The sequence below is a fragment of the Shewanella sp. AS1 genome (assembly GCF_021412565.1).
Classification (GTDB): domain Bacteria; phylum Pseudomonadota; class Gammaproteobacteria; order Enterobacterales; family Shewanellaceae; genus Shewanella.
This window is the reverse complement of sequence record NZ_JAKCLJ010000017.1, coordinates 19,048-34,964: the sequence shown is the minus strand read 5'-3', so window position 1 is coordinate 34,964 and position 15,917 is coordinate 19,048. Positions and strand designations below refer to the sequence as shown.

Sequence of the window (15,917 nt, the reverse complement as noted above, 5' to 3'; positions counted from 1 at the left end):
AATCGCGCAAGGACCGAAGTTCCCCTGCTTTCCCCCGTAGGGCGTATGCGGTATTAGCAGTCGTTTCCAACTGTTATCCCCCTCGACTGGGCAGTTCCCTAGGCATTACTCACCCGTCCGCCGCTCGCCGGCGAAGATAGCAAGCTATCTCCCCGCTGCCGCTCGACTTGCATGTGTTAGGCCTGCCGCCAGCGTTCAATCTGAGCCATGATCAAACTCTTCAATTAAAAGTTTTTTGTTCGACTACGCCGAACGACTCAATGAATTCTGATTCATCGCTTAGACTCGGAAGAATCTAAGGATGTTTGTACATAAATTGCTTTGATTTCCATTTCCTAGACTAAAAGCCACGAAAGTGAAGACCAAAGTTGCTATGAACACTCACTATCTCTAGTGAAACTAGATTTAGTCAATCATGCATTGAGATTTAAATCGTTTTCGATTTCTCAACACCTGTGAGTGTCCACACAGATTTCTTGTTTCATCTTGTTAAAGAACGTTCGCCTCATACTGGACTCCAGCGGGCTAGGGCTGCGTATTCTACACTTCCCATTTAGGCAGTCAAGTGATTTTTCAAAGTTTTTAGCTTTATCACTCAACTCCATTTTTACTGTCTCGGTTTATTGCGTTATTGGCGCAGTATGCCGTGTCAGTGGGAGCGCATTATAGGGAGAGAAATCTTTTACGCAAGCGCTTTTTCAACACAAAACACCAAGCGAATAAATAGCGAACAATTTGGTTAAAATTTGCTTAAAATCGCCCAGATTGACCCAACAAAAACAAGATTTCCCTCGCAGGGAGATTAATTCTGGCACAGGATCTGTCACTCTGCCAAATGAGCAGATTGAAAAGAAATCGAAGTTAGTGTCTATGCTGCTAAACCAAATAGCAGAGCAGATATCCGCCCCAACATCATGCCTAATATCTACTAACTTTCAGATCAGTTTCTCTTTGATTTAGGTTTATTACTTTGCTTTGCCTATCTTGTCTTTGTTACCTAGTCAGCCTTTACTGTTTTATTTATCCTAACACCCAACCTGCAGCTTTAGTGGCGTAAATAGCCATTAATCCCATTCCGGTTGATCTTATTTTAAGGAATGCTTCTCAAATAAGCACAACACTGAGCGAAAGCCCAATTGATAACTCAGGTTATCTAGGCCAATATTAGTTAATCAATTGCAATGTCCATGGATAAGACTATGAAGCTAAAAGGTTACTGCACACTATTACTGCCTCTACTATTCAGTCCTGCGCTACTGGCCACCACCATTTATAAATGGGTAGATGAAAAAGGAGTAACCCACTATAGCCAGCAGATGCCCACAGAAAAGCAGGTTGAAACCCTTTATAGCGAAGATATCGAACAACAGAAAGTGGGTTATGTATCACCGACACAGGCTCCTGAACAAAGTGCTGGGAAAACTGAGGCACAGCAAGCCGCAAGCGCATTAAAGGAACAAGATGCAGCCCAGGCTAAGATGATCTGTGATAGCGCCATGCACCAACTCAATGTACTCACTACCCATAGCAGCTTAACTCGTAAAGATGAAAAAACAGGAGAAATGGTCAAGATGACCGAAGAGGAAAGACAGGCACAAATTGCATCTCAGCAAGAGCGTATAAATCTGTTTTGTGATAAATAAATTGACTACGTGTATTAGTACAGACTATGCCCTAAACCAAAACAGACTCTTAGAGTCTGTTTTGCGGTTATTCTATGATGATAAAGAGTAAGATTAATCCCTTGTGTTTTAGTTATCCGTCGATTGTCTGACCGTATACATAGAATGGCTGATGCCGTCTTCACAGGCCGCTGTCCCCGCCTCCCAGCCATCATCAAAACTGTCTAGCCCATCGAGCACTTCATCCTTCATCGACTCAACATCACCCAGACTGGGATCGCGCTTCACCTCACCGGCACTGCGACAGCCTATGTTATAACCGTAATGATACAGGCTGTCATAGTCTACATTGCCAACTTCAATATAGTTTTTCTCGCTCTGTGCCTGCTCGGGAGATGAACTGCACCCCAATAAAGTTAACATTAATGCCGATGCCATTATGGTTGATAATTTAATATCCAGCGCTTTTATACTCAATAATCTCATCCATTACTCCTTCATGTTCACAGTAGCAAAAGTGACTCACCTCTTTGAAACTAGACGAGATCCAGCCTAATAGCAAAGTCCTCGGTCACTCGCTAATGACAATAAAAACGGGTTTAACCCTATTGATAGCGCTAAACCCGTTTCCAAGAGCGAATGTTAACTTGAGATCACTGACTGAAGGCCAACTCGCCGCCGGCGACATCCACCTTAATCGCTTTACCCGGCATAAACTCACCTTTAAGCAGCCTTTGCGCCAGTGGATTTTCAACCTCCTGTTGCAATGCTCGTTTCAGTGGTCTTGCACCATAGACAGGATCGAACCCTACCTGGGCGATCAGGGTTAATGCCTCATCACTGATCTCGAGCTCAAAGTCTTTTTCGGCCAACCTTGCCTTGAGGTTGCCCAGCTGGATCTGCGCGATATGGGCAATATGCTCGGCATCTAATGGGTGGAATACGACACTCTCATCGACCCGGTTAAGGAATTCGGGCCTGAAGCTGTGGATCACTACATTCATCACCTCGGCTTTCATCTCATCATAACTGGCCTGACCGAAACGCTCCTGGATCACATCCGAGCCTAAGTTAGATGTCATGATGACCACAGTATTACGAAAATCCACCGTGCGTCCCTGACCATCTGTTAGTCGGCCATCATCCAGCACCTGCAGTAGGATGTTAAACACATCGGGATGCGCTTTCTCCACCTCATCGAGCAGAATAACCGAATAGGGCTTACGTCTTACCGCCTCGGTTAGATAGCCGCCCTCTTCATAACCCACGTAGCCCGGAGGCGCACCCACCAAGCGCGACACCGCATGTTTCTCCATAAACTCGGACATGTCGATTCGCACCATGGCGTTTTCTGTGTCGAACAAAAACTTAGCCAGTGATTTACACAACTCAGTTTTACCCACACCAGTCGGCCCAAGGAAAAGAAAAGAACCTATAGGACGATTGGGATCGGCTAGGCCGGCTCGGCTACGACGAATGGCGTTAGACACGGCTTCGACCGCCTCACTCTGACCTATCACCCGTCTATGCAGCGCCTGCTCCATCTGTAGTAGTTTCTCCTTCTCGCCTTCTAGCATCTTGGCCACGGGTATGCCTGTAGCCCGGGATAACACTTCGGCGATCTCCAGATCCGTAACCTTGTTACGCAGCAGAGTCATGTCCTGCATCTCAGCCTGAGAAGCGAGATCAAGCTGCTTTTCCAGCTCGGGAATACGGCCATATTGCAACTCAGACATACGGGTCAGATCGCTGGCCCGGCGCGCCACTTCCAGATCCATTCTGGCCTGCTCCAGATCTGCCTTGATATGCTGGGTTCCCGCAAGGGCGGCCTTCTCCGTATGCCAAACTTCGTTAAGCTCCGCGGCCTTTGTTTCCACTTCTTTTAACTCAGTTCGCAGCGTAGTCAAACGGCGCTGACTGGCCTCATCGTTTTCTTTACTCAGCGCCTGCTCCTCCAGTTTTAGCTGAATGGCACGGCGCTCGAGTCTATCTAATGGTTCAGGTTTGGAGTCTATCTGAATACGGATACTGGACGCCGCTTCGTCAATCAGGTCAATCGCCTTATCCGGCAGTTTCCTGTCGGAGATATAGCGATGGGACATGCTCGCCGCCGCTACAATTGCAGGGTCTGTGATCTCCACATGATGATGCAGCTCATAACGCTCTTTTAAGCCACGCAGAATCGCAATTGTATCTTCCACATTGGGCTCATCCACCAGTACCTTCTGGAAACGCCGTTCGAGGGCCGCATCCTTCTCTATATATTGGCGATACTCATCGAGCGTGGTCGCGCCGACACAGTGCAGATCGCCGCGGGCCAGGGCAGGTTTGAGCATGTTACCGGCATCCATGGCGCCGTCAGCCTTGCCTGCGCCCACCATGGTATGCAGCTCGTCGATAAACAGGATCACCTGTCCCTCTTCGTGGGCCAGCTCGTTGAGTACCGCTTTTAAACGCTCCTCGAATTCACCGCGGTATTTGGCACCGGCGATCAGCGCGCCCATATCCAGAGACAAGACGCGTTTATTCTTGATCCCCTCCGGCACCTCACCATTGATGATCCGTTGGGCCAGCCCTTCGACTATGGCGGTCTTACCCACACCGGGCTCACCTATTAACACCGGGTTATTCTTGCTGCGACGTTGCAACACCTGGATAGTGCGGCGGATCTCATCATCACGGCCGATCACCGGATCCAGCTTGCCCTGCTCGGCGCGCTCGGTGAGATCGATAGTAAATTTTTTCAACGCCTGGCGCTGATCTTCAGCATTGGGATCGTCTATCTGCTTGCCGGAACGCACCTGCTCTATCGTCTGTTCGAGTAACTCTCTGGTCGCCCCCGCCTTTTTCAGGCTCTGCGCCAAGGCATCATTGCCTTCCAGTGCGGCGAGCACAAACAGCTCACTGGAGATAAATTTGTCTTTGCGCTTCTGCGCCAGTTTGTCACACAGGTTTAACAGGCGGATCAGCGCCTGGGAAAGCTGCACATCGCCACCAGTCCCTTCGACCTGCGGCAGACGCTCCAGCTCCTGATTGAGAGATGAGCGCAGTGTGCTCACCGCTATACCCGCCTGAGTCAGCAGAGGATGGATAGATCCCCCCTCTTGATTCAGCAAAGCCATCATCAGGTGAATCGGTTCGATAAACTGATGGTCGCGCCCCAACGCTAATGACTGAGCATCGGAGATTGCTAGCTGAAATTTATTAGTCATACGATCGAGTCGCATACAGCCTCCTAAATTAACGAATGAAGTTACCTTCAGTATTTTGTTAATTCTAAGATGGGGACTGATTTGCCTAATTCAAGCAATTTTGAGGGCTGGGATTAAAAAATTGCTACTTTTTTAACCAGATTAAAGAAGCCATGCGCCCGGTGACAGACTCACGGCGATAGGAGAAAAAACGCTCACTCAGCTGATAGGTGCAGGCATCGAGGGAGAAAATCTGTATGACCCCCTGTTTCGCGGCGCGATAACGGGCGATCCCTTGAAGATCCCCCAGGTATTTATCGCCTCTTGGGGTAAAAAAGTCCTGGGTTTGCGGATCTTGCTCGATAAAAGCCTGTCTGACCTCGGCGCCGACTTCAAATGCCTCAGCACCGATACAGGGGCCAAGATAGAGACAAAGCTCAGCGGCTGGTGCCTTAAATCGGGCGATCGCCGCCTCGATTATGCCATTACACAGGCCGCGCCACCCGGCATGCACAGCAGCCACCTGAGTTCCCGCCCTATCGCAGATCAGCACAGGCAGACAATCGGCTGTCATCACCACGCAGACATGCTGGGGGCTGCTACAGATACTGGCATCGGCGTCGAGCTTATCTGCCGCTGGTGATAACACCTCAGGCGTAAGCCCATCGAGATCGATAACCTCGGTACCATGCACCTGATTGAGCCAAACCGGCTCTGCAATTAATCCCAGCTGCTCACAGAGCAGGTGGCGATTTTGCGCGACCGCCTGCGGTGCATCGCCGACATGATCACCCAAGTTCAAACTGTCGAAGGGAGGCTGGCTCACGCCTCCCATGCGCTCGCTAAAGGCGAGAGCGACATTTTGCGGAATAAACCAGTCGGCTGGCAGCATCAGTAATCGGCCGGATTTTCTTGAGTGTCTTCACGCAGTGCACGGGTCAGAGTACGCATATCCTCAGGGATCGGCGCCTGCCAGCTCATGATCTCGCAAGTGAGAGGGTGGGCTAATTCCAACCTTACAGCGTGCAAAGCCTGGCGCTTGAAGTTCATATAGGTTTCTAAAAACTGCTCAGATACCGCTTTAGGAGGACGGGGACGACCAGCATAAACAGGATCGCCCACCAACACATGGCCAATATGCGCCATGTGTACGCGGATCTGGTGAGTACGTCCAGACTCTAGGCGTAAACGTAAGCGGGTATGGGCACGGAATTTTTCCGCCACCCGATAATGGGTCACAGCAGGCTTACCATTATGCACCACGGCCATGTGAGTGCGCTTAGTCGGATGACGATCGATTGGCGCGTCGACCGTACCGCCTGAGATGATCACCCCCTGCACTATCGCCTCATATTCACGTACTATCTCACGAGCCTGCAAAGCCGCCACTAGGTGAGTCTGAGCCTCGACAGTTTTCGCCACCACCATTAAGCCTGTGGTGTCTTTATCCAGACGGTGGACGATACCGGCTCTGGGCACAAGTTCGATGGACGGGCAGTGATGCAACAGGGCATTCATCAGGGTACCATCGGTATTGCCAGCACCAGGATGAACCACTAATCCCGCCTGCTTGTTGATCACTATGATCTGATCATCTTCATAGACGATATCCAGTTCAATGGCCTGCGCCTCGGCTTGGATCTCCTCTTCTAAGGTGGCGTTTATCTCCACCTCTTGCCCTTCGAGCACCTTCTCTCTGGGTTTAGTCAGCACCGCGCCATCAACGACAACGGCACCCGCCTGTATCCACTCTTTAATGCGCGTACGGGAATAGTCTGGGAACAACTCGGCTAAGGTTTGATCTAATCTTTGGCCTGTTTGTGTTGCTGTGATCTCGCTTTTTAGATTAATCTCTTGTGTCATAAGGAACCGTACCCGCGTTTTGGGGTCATAAATTAAAGTGCTATCTGTTACAATCGAATTGTTTCATTTTATCCTGAAATGGAAAAATTCATAACTACAACATTAAAAGAATCGAATTCAAGTATGCATAATTTTGTCAAAGGCGCCGCAGTTGCCTTGTTAACGCTGACGTTATCAGCCTGTAGTAGCAGTCCAGAAGATGATATTAAACTATCAAAAACCTCACCGGATGTACTCTATACCCAAGCAAGAACCTCAATGGAACTGGGTAATTTCAGTAAAGCGGTACGCTCATTAGAAGCATTAGACTCGCGCTATCCTTTTGGGCCACACAAGACTCAGGTACAACTGGATCTCATCTATGCCTATTACAAGCTGGATGATGCCGCCTCGGGCATAGCCAATATCGACCGTTTTATTCGCTTAAATCCGACCCATAAAGACATAGACTATGTCTACTATATGCGTGGCCTGATGAACATGCAGTCCGATAACTATATGTTCCACGAAATGCTGGGGATCGACAGAACCGACAGAGATCCTAAAGCGGCGCAGGATGCATTTAAAGATTTTTCTCGCTTAATTAAGTCCTATCCTAACAGCAAATACGCGGCCGATGCGCAAAAACGTATGCAGTTTTTGAAAAACCGTTTAGCCAAATATGACATCACAGTCGCCGAGTATTATATCAAGATGAATGCTTGGAGCGCCGCTGCCGTGCGTGCTCAGTCTGTGATGGAAAGCTATCCCGATACGCCAGAGACAGAAAAAGCCCTGGAGATCATGGCCACAGCTTATGAAGAGCTGGGACAGCAAAAGCTAAAAGAACATGTGATCATGGTGATGCAGGCCAACTTCCCTGATAACGCCTTGCTAAAATAGCCCTGGTCCAAATAGCCATCGTCCTATTAGACGTAGCAAAAAACCTCTCAAACCCCGCCAAGTCGCGGGGTTTTTCTTAAGGTTAAATCATAGGGGCAATAACCTCACTCCCAAGCAGATTCACCTGTCTGAAGCCCCAAAAGGATGGTTTCGCATAAAACTTGCCCAAACAGCTCGCCGAATTGATAATTTTGCAAAAATTAGTTGACTCACATCCGCAAAAGCCTTTTAATGCACCCCGTCGCCCGAATAGCTCAGTCGGTAGAGCAGAGGATTGAAAATCCTCGTGTCCCTGGTTCGATTCCGGGTTCGGGCACCATATTCCATAAGGTGCTTTTAGCGTCTTAACAAAAAACCTCGCCCTGCGAGGTTTTTTGTATCTGTTAATCCCATCCTGCTAACCATCACAAGCTTGCCTAGGTTCTGATTCATCTCATCGATCACTCACACATCCCATCACAGCTTAAATTCAAACTTTTTTATGCTAGCTTTAAACCTTTTATACACTTAGCCCTGTCTAAACAATCATTACAGTATTAAATCGCACAAGGGAATTGTATTTGAGTGCCACCCAAGCAATAGAGACACAAACAGAGCCCTCGCAATCTTTGCTTATTGCACAAGCCCAGCAAGGCGATAACGCGGCTTTCAAGCAGTTATATACCCTGCACTATCAAAGGGTCTATGCCTTATGTTTTCGTCTCGCCGGACAGACTGACCTTGCCGAGGAAGCGACTCAGGACACCTTTGTGCGCCTATGGCAGAAACTGCCGCTGTTCGATGGTAAGAGCCAGTTTTCCACCTGGCTACACAGCCTGACTGTCAATCAGGCCCTGAACTCGATAAACAAACAGAAGAGCTTTTGGGCCAGACTCTTACCAGGTGAGCAATTAGCGGAGAAAGCCAGCACAGAGATGCAATATGACAGCCTGGATAAACTGCTGCTCAAGCTACCCGAGCGCGCCCGTATCGTCTTTGTGTTATTTGCCTTGGAGGGTTATCGCCATGAGGAGATAGCCGAGCAGCTTAATATCGCCATAGGCACGAGTAAGGCTCAATACCACAGAGCCAGACAGTTGTTGCAGGAGATGCTCTGATGAACAAAGACAATCAGCTAGACGCACTGCTCGCAGGCAGCAGTAAAACCATGGAACCCGCGCGGGATCTCTGGCCACAAATCGAAGCACGACTCGATGTGCCTGCAGCCAAAAAAACCGCTCATTGGCGGTCAGTGGCCATCGCCAGCCTATTACTGCTGGGGGTGTTTGTCGGCAAGAGCTACCTATCGACGCCTCAAATTGAGTCAACAAGTCCACTGCTTATGACCATGGCTTCAATACAGGCGCAGCATCAGCAGCAGGTCGCTCAATTACAGACACAAGCCAGACAGGTCAATTGGCAAACCAGTGCCCTTGGCGCACCGCTGGAACAGGGAATTGAGCAGCTCAGAGCCGCCGCCAAGGAGATCTATCGCACCCTGCAGCTTAATCCCACAGATAAGCAGTTGTGGCAGCTCTGGCTATGGACACAGGAACGCGAGATAGAACTGATCAAACAGGGGCAACGGCTCCCTGTCAAACAGACAACCAAGGGAAATACAGTATGAAAAACCACCTAAAATTCGCTATTTTGCCACTGCTACTACTCAGCCCGCTGGCAATGGCCGCCCAAAGCATAGATAAATCCATTAGCGCACCGGACAATATGCGCCTTAACCTCAAGGTACAGCGCGGCGAGGTAAAAATTGACTCCTGGGATAAGAGTGAAATCCAGGTAAAAGGCACACTCGATGAACTCAGTGAAGGGTTTATTCTTGAAGCCAATGGCAACGCCGTCACCCTGGAAGATAAAATGCCAAGGCAATACTCAGGCAATAATAAGGCTGGTTCCAACCTCACCATAATGGTGCCTAAGGAATTAAAGCTGTATGTCAAAGGGGTCTCGGCAGATTATCAGCTGGATAATCTCAGTGGCGATATCAATGTTGAATCTGTCAGTGGCGCGGTAAAAGCCAACAAACTCAATAATGAGATCCACCTGCATACGGTTTCGGGTGAAATTACCACTCAGACCCTCAAGGGTAAAACGGTACTCGAAACTGTCTCTGGCGAGATACAAGATAAGCAGAGCGAAGGTCAGATCAGCTATAAACTGGTCAGCGGTGAACTGGAGGCCGACAGCCAGGCCAGTGATATCAGGGTGGAAGTCGTTTCTGGCGATGCCAAACTCAATCTCGGGCAAGTCGCCTCGCTCAAAGGCCAAAGTGTCAGTGGCGATCTGTCGTTTAACCTCAAAGGACTCAGCTCAAAGGCCAGCCTCGACAGTGTCAGCGGGGATATCACAATCAAGTTGCCTGAAAGTGTTAATGCCAATTTCGATATTAATGGCGGCCCAGGCGGTGATATAGACAACTATCTCACTGAGGATAAACCCACTAGGGGGAAATATGTGCCTCACAGCAGCTTGCAGTTCCAAATGGGGAATGGCAACGCCGAGGTGAATATCAGCACCATAAGCGGCGAGATCAGCCTGGAGAAAAACGGCTAAGCCTTAACACTCAGCCAAATGCCAGACACAAAAAAGCCAGCGTTCAATGCGCTGGCTTCTTTTTTATCTACTTAGAGCATATCTGGTTAAAGCAGACAGATTATTCCATACCGTGGCAATCAGCACACTCAGGCAGTGTTAACTCTGGAGAGTGAATCTCAGGATCTGGAGTATGTTGATCACCAAAACCATGACAGTCGTTACAAGTGGCTAGAGTCGCACCTGAATCTTTGTGCATCTCGATATCTACTTTTTCGTGACAATCAACACAATCAACCGCCGCAACAGAGGCTGCAAACAGCATTGAAGATAACAACACAACATACTTTTTCATACAAAGCTCCTAATTATTCAAATCGCCCATTTCTGTATGCTTTTTCTACTTGGCCCATCAATGATAACCCTATAGAAAATACAGCTATTCTTTATGCTGCTTACATTACATCCAAAAAGGTAAAATGAAACTGAAAACTTATTATCAATGTTCAGAAATGCTGGTTACGTCAAAACTTTTACAACTATTTCGTGAAGCCCGTCACCTTTCTCGTTTTAAGTTTTCCTTTAAAAACAACATAAAAAAAGCTGCCATCGGCAGCTTTTCATCGACAGGAGACGACTGAATTTAGAATGAAGTGCGTTTATAACGACGATACTCTGCAGTCCAGAAATTCCCCTCAATTGCCTGCTGTAACAACTCATCGCTGCAGGGGAGTGCGTGACCCTGTTCGACCGCCACTTTGGCAACCGCAAAGGCGATATGCTTACTCACCTCATGAATATGCTCTAGCGCTGGCAGTAGTGGCCCCTGACCATCTATGGCCAATGGTGAACACTCGGCTAGGGCGCGGCTCGATGCCATCAACATCTCATCACTGACACGGTTCGCGCCCGATGCCAGCACCCCAAGGCCGATGCCAGGGAAGATGTAACTGTTATTGCACTGGGCTATCTCATAGGTCTCACCATCAACGACCACAGGCTCGAAAGGACTGCCGGTCGCCACTAAGGCCTCGCCTTTGGTCCAGTGCAAAATATCTTTCGGTGTCGCCTCGACCCGGCTGGTTGGGTTTGATAGCGGGAAGATAATTGGGCGCGCACAGTGGCTGTGCATCGCCTTGATGATCTCCTCGCTGAACAGACCCGGCGCGCCTGACACACCAATCAGAACCGTAGGCTCGGCCTTATGCATCACATCAAGCAGGGAGATATTTTCACTCTCGCTGTTCCAGCCTTCAATATCCGTGGTCTTTTGTGCCAACGGCTGCTGGAAAGGCAGTAAGTTGGGCATGTTATCCTGCAGCAAACCCCAGCGATCCACCATAAACACTTGCTTACGCGCCTGTGTATCTGAAATCCCCTCAGACACCATCTGAGCGATGATCGCCTCGGCAATACCACAACCAGCGCTGCCCGCGCCTAAGAAGGCGATACGCTGCTCACTGAGTTGCGTGCCCGCCGCTTTACAGGCAGCCAGCAGTGAGCCCACAGTGACGGCGGCCGTGCCCTGAATATCATCGTTAAAGCAACAGTACTTGTCTTTATAGCGATTGAGCAGCGGCATGGCATTCTTCTGAGCAAAGTCCTCAAATTGGATCAGCGCATCGGGCCAGCGACGATGAACCGCCTCTAAGAAGGCATCGACAAACTCTGCATACTCCTCGCCGCCAATACGCTTATGGCGCCAGCCCATATACATAGGATCTTCAAGCAGATGCGGATTATCTGTCCCCACATCCAGAGTAATAGGCAGAGTATAAGCCGGACTGATCCCGCCACAGCTGGTATAGAGAGAGAGTTTACCGATAGGGATCCCCATGCCGCCGATCCCCTGATCCCCCAGACCCAGGATGCGCTCACCGTCTGTGACCACTATGATCTTCACCTTGTGGCGGGTCGAATTATTTAAAATATCGTCGATACGATCTTTATTGGGATAGGAGATAAACAAGCCGCGGTTACGACGATAATTTTTCGAGAAACGTTCACACGCCAACCCCACTGTGGGCGTATAGATGATAGGCATCATCTCGGTAATATTATTCTGCACCAGGCGATAGAAGAGGGTTTCGTTGGTGTCCTGGATATTGCGCAGATAGATGTGCTTATCGAGATCGTTGGTGAAGTTTTTAAATTGATCGTAAGCCCGGGAAGCTTGCTCTTCGATCGTCTCGATCACTTGAGGTAATAGGCCTTCGAGATTAAAAAAGATCCTTTCCTCTTCGGTAAATGCACTTCCTTTATTAATCAGCGGCGCTTCAAGAATGGCCGGTCCAGCAAAAGGAAGATAGAGCGGGCGTTTATTATCATCCATTTAGTAGCCTTTATTTATTGTCGTTAAGTGGGTGGTACTTTTGGGGGCACAGATTACCACAAAGCGTGATCTTTGTTGTCATGCAAAGCAGATTTTATTGTCTGAGCTCACAACTTTAAGCGGCGAGCTTAACCTTGTGAGCCCCGGTCGTCAGGGACGATAATCGCCCCTATTTACCCCGATATTTAATAGACAGACCGGTCAGGAAATTACGCAGCACCTGATCGCCACACTCTTTAAAATGCTTATGACCCGGTTTTCTGAACAGAGCGCCCAGCTCAGACTTGCTCATTCTGAAATCGGCTAGAGACAGGGTTTCGATAATATCTTCTTCGCGCAGCTCCAGTGCCACCCTGAGCTTCTTGAAGATCAGGTTATTATTCAGCTGAGCTACAGGCTCAGGGACCTCTGCGCCCTCTTTCAGCCCGCGCTTTTCGATGATCAAGCCATCGAGGAAACGGCACAACATCTTATCGTTACAGGGCTTGTAGCCTTCCTCAGCCTCTTTTTTCAACATGTCCAGCAGCACTTCCTGAGGCATCTCATGTTTTGCCTTGGCGAAGATTTTAATCATTTTGGCGTTTTTATAATCAAAAATGAAACGTAAGCGGCGGAGTATATCGTTATTTATCATAATAAATGTCTTTGGTGTTAGGATAGCGCGGCTGCGCCGTCATCTCAGTGGACATTATAAACAAGTTTTCAATTTGCCTTGAGATTATTTTCACCCCCCAGTTCCACTTTGCCCTGAGCTCCCTGCCCTTTTCCTTTGCTAAAGGGGGCTCATTTTCTGTGAGTCTAATAGGGTTTCAATCCGTGACAGACTGGCCGCTATCTCCTGCAGGTATGCCAGACTAGCATCGCTCTCAGATACATCTGCCGATGAGTGGCTGTACTTCTCGGTCAGCAGGCTTTTTTGAGTCAGAACTTGGGTACGAAACTGCTCAACCTCCTTTATGCCTACCAAGCTGATCAAGGCGCCTGCACCGGACTGCCCCGCGGTTTCGATCGTCAGTTTATGCAAACCGAACAGGCGCATTAACGGCCCTTGGATCAGCGCCATATCTGTGATCTTATCCAAAGGAACGGTATTTTCGGTGCGGGTAAATATCCCCTTACGCACGATCAATTTCGAGGTGGTGAGTTCGGCTGACATATTATCTATGTATCTCTGTGTCACCCACAGCCCGAGAGGAAACCAGATGAGCAACAAGGGAATGCCAACCAGAGTCATACTCAAGGCTATCACGCCCGACATTAGCCAATAGCGGCTCAGATTATGGCTAAATTCAGCCTGTAATAACGATTCGTCCTTCATCTTACACTCCTTTAATCGCTTCGAAATAACTCATCCAATTCCAACTAAATTAACACAGGTGTTAATGATTAAAAATCAGAGTTTTATATCCTTAACACCGACAACATGCCTGGGAAATTCAATCATGTGTTCTTAACCCAAGAGCTAAGGATGACTTGTTTAATTCAGCAAAAATCGAATAGGCTATCAAACTTAGCAAGCGACATTTTAGCAAGCAAAGAGGAAAACGGATGATCACCTTATACGGTACCCCAAAAAGCCGCGCCCTGCGTGCCTCCTGGTTATTGGAAGAGCTGGGCATAGACTGGGACTTTCACTTTATTAACTTTGCCAAAGCCGATAACCGCTCGGCGCAGTTTTTGAGCATCAATCCAGGCGGCAAGGTACCAGTGCTTGTCGACGATGACTTCGTGCTCACCGAATCGGCAGCCATTTGTCTGTATTTGGCGGAGAAATATGGCCAGGGAAAACTGCTCCCCCAGGCGGGCACGGCGCAATCGGCCAAACATCACGAGTGGGTCAGTTTTATCATCACAGAACTCGAACAGCCACTTTGGACCATGGGGAAACATAGATTTGCCCTACCCGAATCCCAGCGCCAAGAAGTGATGCTCGAGGTCGCTAAGTGGGAGTTTGATAAGGCAGCGGCTTTGGCAGAATCTAAATTGCCAAATACCCCTTTTTTACTGGGTGATGAGATTTCGGTGGCTGATATTTTATTGGCTCATACCTTGATTTGGGCCACCATGTTCAAACAAAACATCCCAACTAAACTGGCGGCTTACCGAGACAGAATACAGGCCCGCGCCTCCTTTACCAGCGCGATTGAAAAAACCGAAGCCATCGCCGCCGCAAATGGCTAAATGCGCCACTAAATGCGATTGTGGTTCGAGTTGCTTGAATAGCTTGAGAGCCTTGATACAAAAGCAATAAAAAAGGAAGCTGAACGCTTCCTTTTTTATGTGAATATTTCAGACTCTCTCAAAGTTATTACAGCTGCGAGATCAAGATGATTACAGCTGAGTGGCCGCCCATTTTGCCCTACTTTCACGGCTTTCTTTTAAGCCCTCTTTTTCGCGGTAAGCCTTATAGGCCTCGACATCCAGGGCAACGAGTGACACGTCCACCTCTAATACCAGCTTACACTCCTTCTTAATCCGCCAGGCGGCCGTGTTATACAGCTCGGTTAATGGCAGGGAGCTTAAAAACTCGGGATTATATTGGGTATAGATGGCCTGAGTCGGATAGACCACAAAACTTAAGCGTCTTTTAGGTTCCTTCTTAAACAGCTCTTCGATGCCATCACAGGTATTGAGCACCTGCATCTCAATCGTTTCATCCAGCTCTAACAGCTTCTTGGCCGCTAAACCCGACACAGGGGCTTGCCCCGCTTCCCAGGCGATGACATCGGCTTCGCTCGCTTTCGCCAGCTCGCCCACCTGGGCGGCGCTGAGGCCAAGGGAATGACGAAGGTAAGTGATCTCAATTGCGTTGAGTTCTGCTTGTTTTGACCCTACTTTTGTTGACCCTGCTTGTGTTGACATAGCTATTTCCACTTTAATGATTTGAATCTGTTGTTAAACCGGCCACCAAAGGCGATCAGCTCGGCAGCCACACCTCTTCGGCCCACTGCCAAAATGACTCCCAAGTTTGCTCATCGAGCTCATAATCGCTCCACAGCAAAACCTGCCCTTCCTGATCGATGCAATAAAAAGTGTCACCCAGCTGGCAGATGGCGATGTATTCCCGCGGCATGCCGATAGACCAAGCATAGGCGGTCACTTCCGGCAGGTAAGTATGAGAGTGAGGATCGCTTGCCGTCACCGGCTCCAGCGTACCGTGGATCACATCACTGGCGTACAGCAAATACTCTTTTAGTTCGGAAGGCAGGGGGATCAAAATCTGCTCTTCCACATCCACCAGTTGATCAAAGGTTGGTAACTCTAAAGGCACAGGAACCGTTTCACTTAGTTCCTGCAGTTGCTCAATCAGATCGTGCATGCTTATTGCGCCCATTGTTCACTAATGGGCGCAAGTATAATCGCTTTAGATTGAATTTGTTAAATCTAATTCGAAGATCGCCGTCAAGCTCAAACAAAATAGTTTCACATCAAAGAGTAAGAAGTTGAGGGGCAATAAAAAAGAGCGCCATAGGCGCTCTTTTCACAGGGATTATCCTCAAT

Annotated in this window: 16 protein-coding genes, 1 tRNA gene and 1 rRNA gene; 7 read left to right on the top strand and 11 right to left on the bottom strand. The window is 48.7% G+C overall.

Going from position 1 to position 15,917, the window contains the following annotated elements; all coding sequences use genetic code 11:
• Positions 1 to 227 (bottom strand): 16S ribosomal RNA (locus LZP69_RS15660); the annotation flags it as partial.
• Positions 228 to 1,199: 972 nt separating this feature from the next.
• Here LZP69_RS15660 and LZP69_RS15655 point away from each other — a divergent pair.
• Positions 1,200 to 1,643, top strand: coding sequence for a DUF4124 domain-containing protein (locus tag LZP69_RS15655; RefSeq protein ID WP_234201656.1), 444 nt, complete (start codon positions 1,200 to 1,202; stop codon positions 1,641 to 1,643).
• A gap of 108 nt (positions 1,644 to 1,751) precedes the next feature.
• On the opposite strand, the gene LZP69_RS15650 is transcribed toward LZP69_RS15655, so the two are convergent.
• The 4 genes from LZP69_RS15650 to rluD all read right to left on the bottom strand — a co-directional run bounded on the left by LZP69_RS15650 (position 1,752) and on the right by rluD (position 6,676).
• Positions 1,752 to 2,108 carry a hypothetical protein gene (locus LZP69_RS15650; protein WP_234201655.1) on the bottom strand — a complete coding sequence of 119 codons (357 nt, stop codon included), beginning with the start codon at positions 2,106 to 2,108 and terminating at the stop codon, positions 1,752 to 1,754.
• 167 nt (positions 2,109 to 2,275) lie between these two features.
• Positions 2,276 to 4,849, bottom strand: coding sequence for an ATP-dependent chaperone ClpB (clpB, locus tag LZP69_RS15645; RefSeq protein ID WP_234201654.1), 2,574 nt, complete (start codon positions 4,847 to 4,849; stop codon positions 2,276 to 2,278).
• 109 nt (positions 4,850 to 4,958) lie between these two features.
• Complete coding sequence (pgeF, locus tag LZP69_RS15640) at positions 4,959 to 5,705, bottom strand: peptidoglycan editing factor PgeF (RefSeq protein ID WP_234201653.1); 747 nt, start codon at positions 5,703 to 5,705, stop codon at positions 4,959 to 4,961.
• Complete coding sequence (rluD, locus tag LZP69_RS15635) at positions 5,705 to 6,676, bottom strand: 23S rRNA pseudouridine(1911/1915/1917) synthase RluD (RefSeq protein WP_234201652.1); 972 nt, start codon at positions 6,674 to 6,676, stop codon at positions 5,705 to 5,707. Before rluD ends, pgeF begins: the two co-directional genes overlap by 1 nt.
• Before the next feature lie 123 nt (positions 6,677 to 6,799).
• Between rluD and LZP69_RS15630 the strand changes: the two genes are divergently transcribed.
• The 5 genes from LZP69_RS15630 (at position 6,800) to LZP69_RS15610 (ending at position 10,105) form a co-directional block, all read left to right on the top strand.
• The gene (locus LZP69_RS15630; protein ID WP_234201651.1) at positions 6,800 to 7,558 is read left to right on the top strand and encodes an outer membrane protein assembly factor BamD; all 759 of its coding nucleotides are present in this window, start codon (positions 6,800 to 6,802) and stop codon (positions 7,556 to 7,558) included.
• Between the two features lie 243 nt (positions 7,559 to 7,801).
• Positions 7,802 to 7,877, top strand: a tRNA-Phe gene (locus LZP69_RS15625).
• A 241-nt stretch (positions 7,878 to 8,118) separates the two neighbouring features.
• Positions 8,119 to 8,655 (top strand): RNA polymerase sigma factor, encoded by a 537-nt coding sequence (locus LZP69_RS15620; protein ID WP_442800693.1) that lies wholly within the window; start codon positions 8,119 to 8,121, stop codon positions 8,653 to 8,655.
• Positions 8,655 to 9,164 carry a hypothetical protein gene (locus tag LZP69_RS15615; RefSeq protein ID WP_234201650.1) on the top strand — a complete coding sequence of 170 codons (510 nt, stop codon included), beginning with the start codon at positions 8,655 to 8,657 and terminating at the stop codon, positions 9,162 to 9,164. The genes LZP69_RS15620 and LZP69_RS15615 overlap by 1 nt, the downstream gene beginning before the upstream one ends.
• Positions 9,161 to 10,105 (top strand): DUF4097 family beta strand repeat-containing protein, encoded by a 945-nt coding sequence (locus LZP69_RS15610; protein ID WP_234201649.1) that lies wholly within the window; start codon positions 9,161 to 9,163, stop codon positions 10,103 to 10,105. The genes LZP69_RS15615 and LZP69_RS15610 overlap by 4 nt, the downstream gene beginning before the upstream one ends.
• A gap of 100 nt (positions 10,106 to 10,205) precedes the next feature.
• Here LZP69_RS15610 and LZP69_RS15605 read toward each other — a convergent pair whose 3' ends face one another.
• The 4 genes from LZP69_RS15605 to LZP69_RS15590 all read right to left on the bottom strand — a co-directional run bounded on the left by LZP69_RS15605 (position 10,206) and on the right by LZP69_RS15590 (position 13,734).
• Positions 10,206 to 10,439, bottom strand: coding sequence for a hypothetical protein (locus LZP69_RS15605; protein WP_234201648.1), 234 nt, complete (start codon positions 10,437 to 10,439; stop codon positions 10,206 to 10,208).
• Positions 10,440 to 10,727: 288 nt separating this feature from the next.
• Positions 10,728 to 12,416 (bottom strand): NAD-dependent malic enzyme, encoded by a 1,689-nt coding sequence (locus tag LZP69_RS15600; protein ID WP_234201647.1) that lies wholly within the window; start codon positions 12,414 to 12,416, stop codon positions 10,728 to 10,730.
• A gap of 169 nt (positions 12,417 to 12,585) precedes the next feature.
• Positions 12,586 to 13,050, bottom strand: coding sequence for a DUF1456 family protein (locus LZP69_RS15595; RefSeq protein ID WP_234201646.1), 465 nt, complete (start codon positions 13,048 to 13,050; stop codon positions 12,586 to 12,588).
• Between the two features lie 138 nt (positions 13,051 to 13,188).
• Positions 13,189 to 13,734 carry a PH domain-containing protein gene (locus LZP69_RS15590; protein ID WP_234201645.1) on the bottom strand — a complete coding sequence of 182 codons (546 nt, stop codon included), beginning with the start codon at positions 13,732 to 13,734 and terminating at the stop codon, positions 13,189 to 13,191.
• 230 nt (positions 13,735 to 13,964) lie between these two features.
• On the opposite strand from LZP69_RS15590, the gene LZP69_RS15585 reads away from it, so the two are divergent.
• On the top strand, positions 13,965 to 14,597 hold the full coding sequence (locus LZP69_RS15585; protein WP_234201644.1) for a glutathione S-transferase family protein: 633 nt from the start codon (positions 13,965 to 13,967) through the stop codon (positions 14,595 to 14,597).
• 150 nt (positions 14,598 to 14,747) lie between these two features.
• Here the strand turns inward: LZP69_RS15585 and LZP69_RS15580 are convergent, their stop codons facing one another.
• On the bottom strand, positions 14,748 to 15,278 hold the full coding sequence (locus tag LZP69_RS15580; RefSeq protein WP_234201643.1) for a DUF4447 family protein: 531 nt from the start codon (positions 15,276 to 15,278) through the stop codon (positions 14,748 to 14,750).
• Positions 15,279 to 15,333: 55 nt separating this feature from the next.
• A complete protein-coding gene (locus tag LZP69_RS15575; protein ID WP_234201642.1) occupies positions 15,334 to 15,735 on the bottom strand; it encodes an SMI1/KNR4 family protein in 402 nt (133 codons plus the stop codon).
• Positions 15,736 to 15,917 lie beyond the last annotated feature (182 nt).

Excerpts from the sequence above, each read along its gene's own strand:
- LZP69_RS15595 (WP_234201646.1), bottom strand. The coding sequence starts at position 13,050 with ATGATAAATAACGATATACTCCGCCGCTTACGTTTCATTTTTGATTAT.
- LZP69_RS15610 (WP_234201649.1), top strand. The coding sequence starts at position 9,161 with ATGAAAAACCACCTAAAATTCGCTATTTTGCCACTGCTACTACTCAGC.
- LZP69_RS15605 (WP_234201648.1), bottom strand. The coding sequence starts at position 10,439 with ATGAAAAAGTATGTTGTGTTGTTATCTTCAATGCTGTTTGCAGCCTCT.
- pgeF (WP_234201653.1), bottom strand. The coding sequence starts at position 5,705 with ATGCTGCCAGCCGACTGGTTTATTCCGCAAAATGTCGCTCTCGCCTTT.
- LZP69_RS15655 (WP_234201656.1), top strand. The coding sequence starts at position 1,200 with ATGAAGCTAAAAGGTTACTGCACACTATTACTGCCTCTACTATTCAGT.
- LZP69_RS15615 (WP_234201650.1), top strand. The coding sequence starts at position 8,655 with ATGAACAAAGACAATCAGCTAGACGCACTGCTCGCAGGCAGCAGTAAA.
- LZP69_RS15630 (WP_234201651.1), top strand. The coding sequence starts at position 6,800 with ATGCATAATTTTGTCAAAGGCGCCGCAGTTGCCTTGTTAACGCTGACG.
- LZP69_RS15575 (WP_234201642.1), bottom strand. The coding sequence starts at position 15,735 with ATGCACGATCTGATTGAGCAACTGCAGGAACTAAGTGAAACGGTTCCT.
- LZP69_RS15590 (WP_234201645.1), bottom strand. The coding sequence starts at position 13,734 with ATGAAGGACGAATCGTTATTACAGGCTGAATTTAGCCATAATCTGAGC.
- LZP69_RS15585 (WP_234201644.1), top strand. The coding sequence starts at position 13,965 with ATGATCACCTTATACGGTACCCCAAAAAGCCGCGCCCTGCGTGCCTCC.
- LZP69_RS15580 (WP_234201643.1), bottom strand. The coding sequence starts at position 15,278 with ATGTCAACACAAGCAGGGTCAACAAAAGTAGGGTCAAAACAAGCAGAA.
- LZP69_RS15650 (WP_234201655.1), bottom strand. The coding sequence starts at position 2,108 with ATGAGATTATTGAGTATAAAAGCGCTGGATATTAAATTATCAACCATA.
- rluD (WP_234201652.1), bottom strand. The coding sequence starts at position 6,676 with ATGACACAAGAGATTAATCTAAAAAGCGAGATCACAGCAACACAAACA.
- LZP69_RS15600 (WP_234201647.1), bottom strand. The coding sequence starts at position 12,416 with ATGGATGATAATAAACGCCCGCTCTATCTTCCTTTTGCTGGACCGGCC.
- clpB (WP_234201654.1), bottom strand. The coding sequence starts at position 4,849 with ATGCGACTCGATCGTATGACTAATAAATTTCAGCTAGCAATCTCCGAT.